This window comes from Bacillus sp. BSL6 (genome assembly GCF_052928345.1).
Window position 1 is genome coordinate 24,316 of record NZ_JAVGCW010000003.1, and the last position, 13,920, is coordinate 38,235.

12 protein-coding genes are annotated in these 13,920 nt (G+C 35.3%); 10 read left to right on the top strand and 2 right to left on the bottom strand.

The window, feature by feature from the left end; genetic code table 11:
• Positions 1 to 83 precede the first annotated feature (83 nt).
• The 4 genes from RCJ96_RS11195 (at position 84) to RCJ96_RS11210 (ending at position 4,875) form a co-directional block, all read left to right on the top strand.
• On the top strand, positions 84 to 878 hold the full coding sequence (locus RCJ96_RS11195; protein ID WP_416503661.1) for a polyphosphate kinase 2 family protein: 795 nt from the start codon (positions 84 to 86) through the stop codon (positions 876 to 878).
• Positions 879 to 1,072: 194 nt separating this feature from the next.
• Positions 1,073 to 1,612 carry a PadR family transcriptional regulator gene (locus RCJ96_RS11200; RefSeq protein WP_416503662.1) on the top strand — a complete coding sequence of 180 codons (540 nt, stop codon included), beginning with the start codon at positions 1,073 to 1,075 and terminating at the stop codon, positions 1,610 to 1,612.
• 36 nt (positions 1,613 to 1,648) lie between these two features.
• Entirely contained in the window at positions 1,649 to 3,397 is a 1,749-nt protein-coding gene (locus tag RCJ96_RS11205) for an MFS transporter (protein WP_416503663.1), read from the top strand.
• Positions 3,398 to 3,636: 239 nt separating this feature from the next.
• Entirely contained in the window at positions 3,637 to 4,875 is a 1,239-nt protein-coding gene (locus tag RCJ96_RS11210; RefSeq protein ID WP_416503840.1) for an MFS transporter, read from the top strand.
• 43 nt (positions 4,876 to 4,918) lie between these two features.
• On the opposite strand, the gene RCJ96_RS11215 is transcribed toward RCJ96_RS11210, so the two are convergent.
• Positions 4,919 to 5,902 (bottom strand): ketoacyl-ACP synthase III, encoded by a 984-nt coding sequence (locus RCJ96_RS11215; protein ID WP_074610678.1) that lies wholly within the window; start codon positions 5,900 to 5,902, stop codon positions 4,919 to 4,921.
• Between the two features lie 174 nt (positions 5,903 to 6,076).
• Here RCJ96_RS11215 and RCJ96_RS11220 point away from each other — a divergent pair, with 174 nt between their 5' ends.
• Complete coding sequence (locus tag RCJ96_RS11220) at positions 6,077 to 6,622, top strand: hypothetical protein (protein ID WP_000821911.1); 546 nt, start codon at positions 6,077 to 6,079, stop codon at positions 6,620 to 6,622.
• A gap of 483 nt (positions 6,623 to 7,105) precedes the next feature.
• The gene (hflX, locus tag RCJ96_RS11225; RefSeq protein ID WP_044790464.1) at positions 7,106 to 8,365 is read left to right on the top strand and encodes a GTPase HflX; all 1,260 of its coding nucleotides are present in this window, start codon (positions 7,106 to 7,108) and stop codon (positions 8,363 to 8,365) included.
• Positions 8,366 to 8,405: 40 nt separating this feature from the next.
• On the opposite strand, the gene RCJ96_RS11230 is transcribed toward hflX, so the two are convergent.
• A complete protein-coding gene (locus tag RCJ96_RS11230) occupies positions 8,406 to 10,046 on the bottom strand; it encodes a peptide ABC transporter substrate-binding protein (RefSeq protein ID WP_416503664.1) in 1,641 nt (546 codons plus the stop codon).
• Between the two features lie 222 nt (positions 10,047 to 10,268).
• Between RCJ96_RS11230 and RCJ96_RS11235 the strand changes: the two genes are divergently transcribed.
• The 4 genes from RCJ96_RS11235 (at position 10,269) to RCJ96_RS11250 (ending at position 13,915) form a co-directional block, all read left to right on the top strand.
• Positions 10,269 to 11,480 (top strand): MFS transporter, encoded by a 1,212-nt coding sequence (locus RCJ96_RS11235; protein ID WP_416503665.1) that lies wholly within the window; start codon positions 10,269 to 10,271, stop codon positions 11,478 to 11,480.
• A 10-nt stretch (positions 11,481 to 11,490) separates the two neighbouring features.
• Positions 11,491 to 12,408 (top strand): cysteine synthase A, encoded by a 918-nt coding sequence (gene cysK / locus RCJ96_RS11240; RefSeq protein WP_016134140.1) that lies wholly within the window; start codon positions 11,491 to 11,493, stop codon positions 12,406 to 12,408.
• Between the two features lie 79 nt (positions 12,409 to 12,487).
• Positions 12,488 to 13,000 (top strand): GNAT family N-acetyltransferase, encoded by a 513-nt coding sequence (locus RCJ96_RS11245; RefSeq protein WP_416503666.1) that lies wholly within the window; start codon positions 12,488 to 12,490, stop codon positions 12,998 to 13,000.
• Positions 13,001 to 13,090: 90 nt separating this feature from the next.
• On the top strand, positions 13,091 to 13,915 hold the full coding sequence (locus RCJ96_RS11250) for a DUF4037 domain-containing protein (RefSeq protein ID WP_416503667.1): 825 nt from the start codon (positions 13,091 to 13,093) through the stop codon (positions 13,913 to 13,915).
• Positions 13,916 to 13,920: the final 5 nt, after the last annotated feature.

Below are 13,920 nucleotides of genomic sequence, written 5' to 3' on the forward strand. Positions count from 1 at the left end.
TTCTACACAGTTTTTTCTAATGTGAAAAAATTTCCAATAATATGTTAAAATAACATTGTCATACAACAAGGGGGATTTGTTTTATGGAAAATGGAGTTCTTGCTAAAGTAGATGTAACGAAAAGAATTGAATCAAAATCTAAGTACAATAAGAAACTTGAAAAATATCAAAGGCGCTTATTAGCGTTGCAGCAAATTGTAAAAGAAGAAAAAATTGCAGTTATGCTCGTTATGGAAGGCTGGGATGCGGCTGGAAAAGGTGGGGCGATTAAACGAGTGACGGAACACCTTGATCCGCGTGGGTTTCAAGTAAATCCAATTGGAGCACCAGCACCTCATGAAAAACGATACCATTACTTGCAACGTTTCTGGCGGAAGCTACCTCAGTATGGGCAAATTACTATTTTTGATCGCTCATGGTACGGCCGTGTGTTAGTGGAGCGTGTTGAAGGTTTTGCTACAAAGGAAGAGTGGACGAGAGCGTATGACGAGATTAATGATTTTGAAAAACTACTAACAGATGATCATTATATAATCGGGAAGTTTTTCTATCATATTAGTAAAGATGAACAGTTAAAGAGGTTTAAAGATAGAGAGAACAATCCTTTGAAAAGATGGAAAATTACAGATGAAGATTGGCGTAACCGTGAAAAATGGGACGAGTATGTTGAAGCGATGGAAGAAATGTTTGAAAAAACAAATAGACCAAATGCGAAATGGCAAATTATCGCGAGTAACGATAAATTATACGCTCGTTTGAAAACATTGAAAGTGATTATTTCGTTAATTGAAGATTACCTTTTAGAACATAATATAGAATTACCTTCGTATTATTATGAGATGAAAGAGGGTAAGACAGAAGATTTTAAAACGAATTAAGATGTAGTTGTAAAATAGTACAAAGTTTGTTTATGAAATATAAAGTAGAAATACCCTGTAATTTTGAACAATAAAATTACAGGGTGTTTTTTATTTAGAAACATTTTACAAATAACAGAATAAGGTATATAATCAATAATCATATTAATAATGTTAATATGATTATTGATTATATACTATGTGGGGGTCTTATTTTGAAAGGAAGAGATGTTGTTTTAGGCTTACTAATGGAAAAAGAATTATCTGGTTATGATATTAAAATTGTGTTTGAAGACGTATTTACTCATTTCTTTGATGGAAGTTTTGGAATGATCTATCCAACGTTACGTCAGTTGGAAAAAGAGGGGAAAATAAAAAAAGAAGTTGTTATGCAAGAAGGGAAACCAAATAAGAAAATGTACTTTATTACAGATGAGGGGCGTGAAGAGTTTTATCAATACATGCAAACGGATGTAGAGAAAGATGTTTTGCGTTCAGATTTTTTAATGAGGATGTATTTCGGTAATTATAGTGATGATAAGGCAATTAAAAAATGGATTGAGGATGAAATTGAAAAGAAAGAAGCATATATTACGGATCTTCGTTTGAAATATGAAAAGTGGAGAAACGGTATTACTTTTGTCGAGGAAATTTCACTCGATGTAGGTATTGCATCTTATAGTGCTCAAGTAGAGACTTTGAAAAGAAAACTAGAACAACTAGAAGCAAAAGAACACGATAAAATGGAAGAATGAAAAACACGTTCATTATAAATAAAGGGGTAGATGAACATGGAGCAATCAAAGGGTATTAAGATTGTCTTTTTAATGTGCTTAGGTATATTTCTTTGTATGATTGATACAACAATTATGAATATAGCTTTACCGGCGATACAAACGAGTGTAAATACTTCATTGGAAAAAATGTCTTGGGTATTAAATGTTTATACAATGACAATAGCAGTACTTGCTATCCCGCTAGGGCGGATAGCTGATATCTTTGGAAAAGCAAAGATGTATATTCTTGGTCTGGTGATTTTTGGTGGTGGATCGGTACTTTGTGCTTTTGCTAATACAGGGGATTTTCTTATCTTTTCTCGCTTTATACAAAGTGTAGGGGCAGCGATTTTATTTCCAACTAGTATGGTAATTGGTGTATCAGCTATGCCGTTAGCTAAGAGGCATGTTGCACTTGCAATTTTAGGCGTAACACAAGGTCTGTCAGCTGCAATGGGACCAGTAATAGGTGGAATTATTACACAAAATTTTGGTTGGAGATGGGTGTTCTTCGTAAATGTTCCAATTTGTATTCTTGGAATCATTTTATGCTGCACTATGTTAAAAATAAAAAATGAAGAACGTATTATCTCAAAAATAGACTGGGTAGGACTACTATTAAGTAGCTTAGCAATTTTTTCTTTTACTCTCATATTAGTAAAAGGTAATACATGGGGATGGCAAAGTAATATAGCTTTGTTTTGTTATGCAATTAGCACTATTTCTCTTATTCTATTTGTTTTAGTAGAGCGAAAGATTCATAACCCCATGGTGAATTTAAATTTATTTAAAGATCGAATGTTTGTCGGAGCATCTATCGTTGTCATATTAAGTAATGTATTTTTAATTGGAGTTACTGTATTGCTTCCGACGTTCTTGACGAAAATACAAGGTCGAACGGAAATTGAAGCAGCTTTTTTAGTGACACCTATTTCAGCAATGATATTTTTTGTCTCACCAGCTGCAGCAACTTTAATTAAAAAACTCGGAAAAGTAACTATTATTTTGTCAGGCTTTCTTGTTATGGGCTTATCTTATTATTGGCTGCAAATGATTGATGTTAATTCAACAAATATAGAAATTATTATTCCATGTATGATACTAGGTGTTGGGTATGGTTTAGTAGTAGGTCCAATTACAGTTTTAAGTGCTTCTTCGTTTGAAGGGGAATTATTAACTGCTTCTCAAAGTGTCGTGTCAATGTTGCGGCAAGTAGGTATTGTTTTAGCGGTCGCAATATTTGTATCTAACTTAACTCACAACTTAACTGTAAATAAAGAGAATGTATATCGTTATGCAGAAGAAAAGGTGCGTAATATTCATGTAGGTAATACTCAGCGAGCGGAGATATTACAAATGACAAAAGAAAAAATAGAGAATCAAAGTATAGAAACGAATGTAGAAAAGCATCAAAATGAAAAATTTGTAGGGTTACATAAAGAGAAAAAAGACGAATTAATCCACCAAAAAGTAGATGAAGTGTTAAATGCTGTTCCAGTAGAATATAGAGATATAAAAAGAGAAGAAGTTATGAATCAAGTGACAAATGAAGTTGAAAAACAAGAGGAAAGTATAAAGAAAGAAGTACTCGCATTTTCGAATGATGTAAACCATTATGCTAAGAATCAGATGGCGATGAGTTTTACAGATTTATATAAAGCGAGTGTGCCAATTATTTTAATTTGTGCTTTAGTAAGTTTGTTATTTTCGGAAAGAAAGGTTTTGAGTAAAAAGAAAAGTGGAAGAGTAGTAGAGGAAGTGTAAAAAAACAGGCTAATAGCAGCCTGTTTTTTTGTTTTCCCCTTACATATTGTGAATAGTAATATTTTTAATATAGCATAAGAGAAGTCGAGTTTGGTTAGAAAATTTTTTAGAATGAAAGAGATAAATAGAAAACGGCATTGAATATGTAATGTTAAACATAGTACATTAACAAGAGGGTTTAATTTCAAAGGGAGGATGAAGAATTGTTACATAAGGCGGGGGCTTTAATAAGTAATCGTATGTATACAGAGGAAGAGCAACAAAAATTATACAAAAGAACGTTAATAATCGTAAGTATTTCACAAATGTTCGGCGGAGCTGGGTTAGCTGCTGGGATTACAGTAGGTGCACTTCTTGCGCAGCAAATGCTTGGGACAGATGCATTTGCAGGTTTACCGGCTGCTATGTTTACGATGGGATCTGCGATAGCGGCTTTCTTTGTTGGGAAGTTATCGCAAAAGTATGGTCGCCGCGTAGGGCTTGCAGCGGGTTTTATAGTAGGTGGACTAGGGGCTATTGGAGTTGTATTGGCAGCTTTAATAAATAGTATTATTCTTTTACTAGTTTCTTTACTCATATATGGCGCGGGCACAGCTACAAATTTACAAGCGCGTTATGCTGGAACGGATTTAGCGAATAAGAAGCAAAGAGCAACTGCCATTAGTATTACGATGGTAATGACGACTTTTGGTGCAGTCGCAGGTCCAAATTTAGTAGGTGTAATGGGAAGGTTTGCTCATTCAATTGGAATTCCTGAACTTGCTGGCCCATTCATATTATCAGCGGCGGCGTTTATACTGGCGGGTCTTGTCCTTTTTGTTATGCTACGTCCAGATCCGTTACTTATTGCTAATATGATAGAATCATATAAACAAGAACATACATATAAAGGGCAAGCGGTAATAGAAAAAGCGAAAGAAAATAAAAGAGGCATTACAGTTGGAGCTATCGTAATGATACTTACGCAAATCGTGATGGTTGCGATTATGACGATGACGCCAGTTCATATGGGACACCACGGTCATGGATTAAGTGCAGTAGGACTTGTAATTGGTTTTCATGTGGGGGCAATGTATCTTCCGTCTCTTGTTACAGGAATGTTAATTGATAAAATCGGTAGAACTACGATGAGTATAGCAGGCGGAGTAAATTTACTAGCAGCAGGTGTCATAGCTGCAATAGCACCAAGTGATTCTTTAATACTATTAATCGTTGCTTTGTCTTTACTTGGATTAGGGTGGAACCTCGGTTTAATCAGTGGTACTGCTCAAATTGTTGATGCAACTATACCTTCCACACGTGCAAAAACACAAGGGAAAATAGATGTGTTTATTGCGTTAGCTGGAGCTTCAGGCGGAGCGATGTCAGGTATGGTAGTGGCGAATTCAAGTTATGCGGCATTATCATTAGCTGGAGGGGTTTTAGCTTTCATGCTTATTCCTGTTGTGATATGGTCTCAAAAAGGAGAAAGAAATTAAAGAAGAGGTTCTAGTTATTGACTAGAACCTCTTTTTCATGCATTTAACTTAAATCCCACTCCACAATAAGACCTAAATGTGTAAGACCACCACCAAATCCGTACAGTAAAAGTGTGTCTCCGTTACTTAATTTTCCTTCTTTTCTAGCTAAATCTAGAGCGAGTGGAATAGAGACAGAAGATGTATTCCCCATATATTCCACGCTCGTTAATGTTTTTTGTATTGGAATTTGAGATTTTTCACAAATAGATTCAATCATGCGTAAGTTAGCGCTATGAGGAATGAGCCAGTCTATATCATCTTTTTGCATATTTGCGGTATGTAATAGTTCTTTTATACCTGCTGGTACTGTGCGTGTTGCCCATTTATATACTTCTCTCCCATTTTGAACGATTTTTTCATTTGTTTGTAGTTGTGTGCCATTCATAGTGGTAGATAAATTTGTTCTGTATAGGTGAATTCCGCCGTCACCGTTTGTGCCCATATGATACGCGATAAAGCTCGGTTTGTTTTCATCTCTTTCTAATAAAATAGCTCCAGCACCATCGCCAAATAAAATGCAGGTCGTTCTATCGGTGTAATCAGTAACTTTTGATAATGTCTCTGTCGCTACGACAAGTACTTTTTTATGTGATCCAGAAGTAATCAAGCTATTACCGACGTGCAAGCCATATGTGAAACCAGCGCAAGTGGCATTTAAATCAAATGCCATTGTATGAGGTATGTTGAAGTATTGTTGTATTTGGCAAGCAACACTAGGGAAAACGTAATCAGCAGTAGTAGTAGCGACAATGATACAGTCGACATCTTCTAAGTTTTTCTTATATGTTGTACATAAATTTTCAACTGCTTTAATGGCTAAGTTTGAGGCGTATTCATCTTCGCTAGCGATTCTTCTTTCCTTCATTCCTGTTCTTTGTACAATCCATTCATCATTCGTATCGATCATTTTTTCTAAATCATGATTTGATAATATTTGTTCTGGAACATGAGTACCAATTGCAGTAATACGGGATTTAGAATTCATAGGAACAGCTCCTAACTTTATTTTATAACCTGATACTAATACCAGGTTATAAAAATGTCAATATAGATTTTTAGTGTATTGAACGACTTAGCTTACTATGGAGGAATTTAGCGAGTGTTGTAAAAATAATATACGAGAAGTTTCTAAAATTGATAATGAAGGGAGTTGGGCTCCTTGAAAAGAATTTTACGTATGTTGCCTTTTGTCATTATTTGTAGCTTTATTTTTATTATTTTTCCAGAGAAATCTTATGCTTGTGATTGTATTAACGTATCAGCAGAAGAGGCTTTTCAAAAAAACGATGTAGTGTTTGAGGGACAAGTAATTGAGGTTGGAAGGAAAGAAGGAGGTGGAATTGAAGTATTATTTGAAGTGAAGAAAATTTGGAAAGGGACAAATTCTTCGCAAATTATTGTATATACAAATGGTGGTGATTGTGTGTTTCATTTCGTGGAAGGAGGAGAGTACTTAATATATTCTTCTCAAAGAGGATCTGAAAAACAATTACACACAAATAGTTGTAGTGGAACGAAGAGATTAGATGAGGCAGGGGCGGACAAAGTGGCTTTACGTCAAATTGCAAAAGAGTCTGTTCCAACGAAGAAAGTGGATTTAAAAGGGGAGATGGTGAGCGGTTTCAGTTGGTGGCAAGTTGCTATCATTTCCATTTGTCTATTATTAATCATTGTTTTTGTTGTGAGAAGAACTCGCAAAAAATGACGATTAAAGTAAATATATAAAGATTTTCTTTCTGTTTCTATAGGTGGTTTAATCTTGTGAAAGCGAATTACTTATGCTACACTTTATGTAACTTAAAATGAACGGAGGGGCTTCCTTTGATCTTAATCAGATTACGTCTCAATACTTTGTGCCAATAATTGAATAGCGCTCAAAGGCTCTGTCTGTGTGCAGAGTGAACGGGATTGGTCTGCCTATTTTAAAGGAACCCTTTATTAAGCTTATATGTGAAAAAGAGGGAGGGACGAATACGCCCTCTTTTTGTTTTGCCTTTATAAATAGAATGGGATTGTATAGGTGAACACTTATAGTGGATACGCATACGATCTTGGGACTTTTTAACTATGAGATAGGATGAAAGCACAACTTTCTTCTATTTCTTTGGTGAACCCTTATCCGTTTACGAAAACACAGGCAGCGACCTGTGTTTTTTATTTTACGTAATCGAAATGGAGGAATAAATATATGGAAGAATTATTACAAAGAGCAGTTTTAGTTGGAGTAAATTTAGGTAATGAGGATGATTTTGCATATTCGATGGAAGAGCTAACGAATCTTGCAGAAGCTTGTGATGTAGAGGTAATTGGACAAGTGACGCAAAATTTACAACGTGTAAATCCATCCCATTATATTGGAAAAGGAAAGATTGAAGAAGTAGCAGCCTATGTAAATGAAGTAGGTGCGAATATGGTCATCTTTAATGACGAATTATCGCCTTCTCAAATTCGAAATTTAGAAGCAGATTTAGATTGTAAAGTAATTGACCGTACCATATTAATTTTAGACATTTTTGCGCAACGTGCGAAAACGAAAGAAGCGCAGTTGCAAGTAGAAGTGGCCCACCTTCAGTATATGATGCCTCGTTTAATTGGTCTTCGTGAATCGTTAGGAAGACAGAGCGGCGGTGTTGGTACGAAAAATAAAGGTGTCGGTGAGAAGAAATTAGAGTTGGATCGTCGTAAAATTGAAGAACAAATTTCAGTTTTAAATAAAGATTTAGAAGCTCTTGTTGCGCAGCGTCAAACGCAGCGAAAACAACGTAAGAAAAATGAAATTCCTGTTGTAGCATTAGTAGGTTATACGAACGCGGGAAAATCAACGACGATGAATGCGATGCTTGAAATTTACAATGGTACAGAAGAAAAACAAGTATTTGAAAAAGATATGTTATTTGCAACGTTAGAAACATCGGTGCGAAATATTGATTTACCAGATAACAAATCATTCTTATTAACAGATACAGTTGGATTTGTAAGTAAATTACCGCATCATCTTGTGAAAGCATTCCGTTCAACATTAGAAGAGGTAGCGGAAGCAGACTTACTTATTCATGTTGTAGATTACGCAAATCCAAATTATGAACAGTTAATTGATATTACAAATGAAACGTTAAAGAAAATTGGAGTAGAAAATATTCCAACAATTTATGCTTATAACAAATCAGATATGGTAGATGTTGAAATTCCGAAAGTACAAGAAGACCGTGTTTATTTATCAGCGAAGAAACACGTTGGAATTGAAGAACTTGTAAAAATGATTCGCTCACACATCTATAAAGAGTATACGAAGTGTGAAATGTTAATTCCATATGATCAAGGACAGGTAGTTTCTTATTTCAATAATCATGCGCACGTTCTATCTACGAGTTATGAAAACGAAGGTACGAAACTAGAAGTAGAATGTAAGACGAGCGATTACGAAAAGTATAAGCGTTTTGCAATTTAATAAAAAGGCGATCCTAATATGTTTTAGGATCGCCTTTTTATTATTCTGTAATAGAAGCCCATTTATAAGAATAAATTCCTGCAAATGGACGAATAACAACACCTTTTACGGTTGGACGTTCTAAATATACAAGCCCTGATTGGAAGATTGGAGCAATGGCTGCATCATCTTCAAGTAAGATTTTCTCAGCATCTTGGAACGCTTTCCAACGTGCTGGTAAGTCCGTTACTAAAGTAGAGCTCGTTTTTTCAATTAATTCGTCGTATTGTTTGTTTGAGTAACTCATCTTATTAAACGGTCCGTCTGTGACGAACATATTTAAAAATGTTGTAGGATCAGGATAATCTGGTCCCCAAGTAGAAAGTGAAATTTCAAAATCGCCATTTCCTTCACGATCTAAAAATGCTTTTACTGGAAGTGGGTGTAATGTGATTTTTAGTCCAGGTAAGTTTTTCTCCAGTTCACCTTTTAAAAACTCACTAATTTTTTTATCGTTAGATTCATCAGTTGTTATGATTGAAAGAGAAGCGTTTTGTAAATTTGTTTCTTTTTTCGCAGTTTCCCATAGTGTTTTAGCTTCTTTCACATTTGTTTCTACTTTTACATGACTTGTACTGCGAAAATCTTTATTGTCAGGTCCTTTTACGAATCCTTTTGGAACGAATGCATTCGCAGGTATAGAACCATTGTTTAAAATCGTTGTTGCGATTCCTTGTTTATCAAAAGCAAGCGAAATAGCTTTACGAGCATTTTTGTTTGCTAATAAAGGATTCTTTTGACTAAATCGGAAAAATGTCACAGAAGGACGTTCCATTTTCTTTAAGCTTGGATCTTTTTGATATTTATCAACAAACTCTGAATTGATCGTAATACGGTCTACTTGTTTACTTTCAAATAAATTAACGGCTGTTGAAGTATCTTTTACGATATTTACATTAATTTCATTTAGCTTCACATTTTTATTATCCCAGTAGTTCGGGTTTTTCGTCATTTTGTAACTTGTATCATGTTTCCATTCACTTAATTGGAACGGCCCATTATAAACTACATTTGCAGCTTCAAGCCCGTAATTTTTCCCTTGCGCTTCTACTATCTTTTGGTTTTGAGGATAAAATGTTGCAAATCCCATTAAACCTAAAAAATATGGAACAGGGTGTTCTAACTGTACTTCAAGAGTTTTATTATCAATCGCCTTTACACCAAATGAATCAATTGGTAATTCTTTTTTATTTATTTTTTCAGCGTTTTTAATATCGAACATAATATGTGCGTATTCAGAAGCAGTTTCTGGATTAACGGCACGTTTCCATGCATATTCAAAATCATGGGCAGTTACTGGATCGCCATTTGACCATTTTGAATCGTGTAATGTAAATGTATATGTTTTTCCGTCTTCGCTCAGTTTGTATGATTCAGCTGCTGCCGGAACAGGTTTGTTATCAGGACCAGGCATATATAATCCTTCCATTACGTTGTTTAATGCAGCGTAAGAAAACCCATCGGTTGCGATAGATGAATCAAGTGTAGAAATTTCCCCAGCTTCTACAATGTTTAACACTTGTTTCGAAGATTCTTTTTTCTTCTCTCCGGTAGTTGTTGCCTCTTGTTTTTGACCACATGCTGTTAAAAACATAGATAATGTGATTGAGAGTGCAACGATTCCCTTTGTTTTTTTCTTCATAGTTGTCATCCTTTCCTTCATCTCTGCCTTAGTATAAAAGAAAATATAGAAAATTTCTATAAATAAATCCGATAAAGCATATAGAAAAAATATATTATTTAAAAGGTGATATTTCTGGAAAAAGAAATGAAACCAGTATAGAATAGAAATGTTTCAAAAGTCAGAATTTATTACACCTACTGTAATAAATATATATTTTGTACAGGAAGGAGAAATACACATATGCAGGCAGTTTCGCAAAAAAACAGAGTAGAAACACCGACAATATATCGAATATTATTTGCGATTAGTTTCGGTCATTTTTTAAATGATTCGATGCAAGCAGTTGTGCCCGCGTTGTTTCCTATTTTGGAAAAAACGATGAATTTATCCTATATGCAAGTAGGGTGGATTGCGTTTGCGTTAAATATGACATCATCGATTATGCAACCGGTTTTTGGTATGTATTCGGATAAGAAGCCGTCACCATTTTTATTACCGCTCGGTATGTTTTCGAGTATGCTTGGGATGATTGGACTCGCGTTTGCACCGAACTTTATTATTGTTATTATTTCTGTTTTATTTATCGGATTAGGTTCCGCAGTCTTTCATCCAGAAGGCGCCCGAGTTGCTTATATGGCAGCAGGGACGAAACGAGGTTTAGCGCAAGCGATTTATCAAGTGGGAGGAAATACAGGTAATTCTCTAGCTCCTATTTTTACAGCTTTAATTTTCGTTCCGCTTGGGCAAATTGGTTCTTTAGGTTTTACGGCCTTTGCGGTGGTAGGAATTGTATTATTAATTTTCGTATCAAATTGGTATAGGAATGAATTAGCGACTGGCGCTGTGAGGAGAAAAAAGAGGGCTGCGCTTGAGGCGGAAAATGCGATTGTAAGTACACATATTAAATTTGTTATTTTACTTCTTGTTTTTCTTACTTTTGTACGATCTTGGTACGGTGCTGGTATTGGGAACTTTTATCAATTTTACTTAATTGAGCATTACGGTTTATCGATAAAAAATGCTCAGTATTTCGTATTCGCATTTATGATTGCTGGTGTGTTAGGAACCTTCTTTGGTGGTCCATTAGCAGATCGATTTGGAAAGAAAACAATTATTGTATTTTCAATGCTAGGTTCAGCCCCACTTGCACTTTTATTACCCCACGTTTCGCTCGTATGGGTCGTACCGCTATTTTTATGTATCGGTTTTATTAGTTCAAGTAGTTTTAGTGTAATTGTTGTATATGCGCAAGAGCTTGTTCCTGGAAAAGTAGGAATGGTATCTGGATTAATTGTAGGGCTTGCGTTTGGACTCGGCGCTTTAGGATCTGTAGTCCTTGGGAAATTAGCGGACATATATAGTCTACAATTCATTATGTTACTATGTAGTTGTCTACCATTAATTGGACTTACTTCTTGGTTATTACCAAGTGATAAGAAAACGATAGAATAGGGGATGCGCCATGAAATTATGTGAAAACGTAACAGAATTAATAGGAGATACACCTGTCGTCCGATTATCTAAATTTATTCCAGAAGACGCAGCAGATGTGTATGTAAAACTAGAAATGTTTAATCCATCACGCAGTGTGAAAGACCGTGCTGCCTATAATTTACTGCACGTTGCAGAAGAAAATGGTCTCATCAAACCGGGAGATACAATTATTGAACCGACAAGTGGAAATACAGGAATAGGCTTAGCAATGAATGCAGCCGCAAAAGGATATAAAGCGATTTTAATTATGCCAGATAATATGTCAAAAGAGCGTATAAATTTATTAAAAGCATACGGAGCAGAAGTAGTTTTAACACCGGCAGAACAAAGAATGCCAGGAGCAATTGCGAAGGCGTTAGAACTGCAAAAGCAAATACCAAATAGTTTTATTCCACAACAATTTGAAAATCCAGCAAACCCGAATATTCATCGTTATACGACTGCACTTGAAATTTATGAACAAATGGATGGAAAGCTTGATGCATTCGTAGCAACGGCTGGAACTGGTGGAACTATTACAGGGACTGGTGAAACGTTAAAAGAGAAACTACCAAACTTATATATTGCAGTAGTAGAACCGAAAGGATCTCCCGTTTTATCAGGCGGTGTGCCAGGTCCTCATAAACTAGTAGGAACAAGTCCGGGGTTTATCCCGAAAAATTTAAATACAGAAGTGTATAACGAAATTATTCAAATTGCAGATGAAGAGGCTTTAACGACAATGAGAAACTTAGCTAGACAAGAAGGTTTATTAGTAGGGCCGTCTTCCGGAGCTTCTGTTTATGCCGCAATTATGATTGCAAAACGATTAGGCGCTGGTAAAAAAGTTTTATGTATTGCACCTGATACAGGTGAGCGTTATTTGAGTATGGGATTATTTGAATGAAAATGATAAAAACACCTTACTCGTGAAATTGTTACGAGTAAGGTGTTTGTTTTAGGTTGTAAAGAGGGGGAGAATAACAATGAAACTATTAAAACCAACACATGAATATAGTGAACAAATTAAGGAGTATCGCGATGCGTTTTTACATGCTGATGAACAACCACACGGCAGTAGTTCTTTACAAAATTATGATTCTCTCGATGAATGGTTTGAAAAAGTGAATATACAAGAAGTGGGGGAAAACTTAAAAGCTAATAGAGTACCATCTAGCCAATTTTTAAGTTTTGAAAAAGGGGAACTTATAGGTTTTGTAAATATTAGACATCGACTAAACTCAGAATTATTACGAGAAAGTGGTCATATTGGATATAGTGTCCATCCAAATAAACGTCGCCAAGGTTACGCTACGAAACAACTACAATTTGCATTGGATGAAGCACAAAAATTAGGATTGCAGAAAGTGTTAATAACTTGTGATAAAGCTAATATCGCTTCGGCTAAAACGATTCAAAAGGTTGGCGGTGTGTTAGAAAATGAAGTAGTTTCTTCTCATACTGGGGAAATTGTACAACGTTATTGGGTAGAAATATGATGTAGTGGAACTTTGAAAAGGGAATACAATGTGTAATATCGAAATAAGTAAATGAAGTAAGGCTGTAATGCAATTATAGGGGGAAATGAAGTGGGATTAAAAGAGAAAGCAATAGAAATGTCAGAGATTTATAGGAAGAACCCAAAAGTGGAGGCTATTATTTTAGCCGGTTCAGTAGCTAGAAAGCTAGAAGATGAACATTCAGATATAGAACTACATATTTTATGGTCAATGCCACCAGAGAATGAGGATCGTAAAGGGCCTATTAACTATATTGGTGGAACAATTTTGTCATATCATCCTTATGAGGAAGAAGAATGGTCGGAAACGTATTTGACGAAAGAAGGAATTAAATTAGAGATTAGTAACTTTTTAACAGAAACAGTAGAGAAAGTGATTTCGGATGTGGTGGATCAATATGATATAAGTTATGAAAAACAATGTATTGTATCATCCGTGCATGACGGTGTTAGTTTGTATGGAGAAGAGAAAGTACATGCATTAAAAGATAGAGTGGTAGCATATCCAGAAAATCTAGCGAAACGGATGATTTCAGAAAATCTTTGGTTAAGCAATCGCTGGCATAATCGAGAGGCGCTTTTAAAACGAAAAGACTGTCTTATGTTATATGATGTTATTTGTGAAGCACAAAGAAATATATTTGGAGTCTTATTTGGTTTGAATAAAATGTATGTACATCACCCAGCGTTTAAATGGATGCCGAATAATGTGGAACGAATGAGTATTAAGCCTGAAAACTTATATGAGCGTATGGCGAATGCGTTAATAGGGAAACCGGAGTATAGTGTACAGGAGTTAGAAGTGTTAATCGAGGAGCTATTACAGTTAGTAGAACACCATGCTCCGGAATTAAATATTGCTGAACAGCAAAAGCGTATTCAATATGTGAAGTAAAAAAG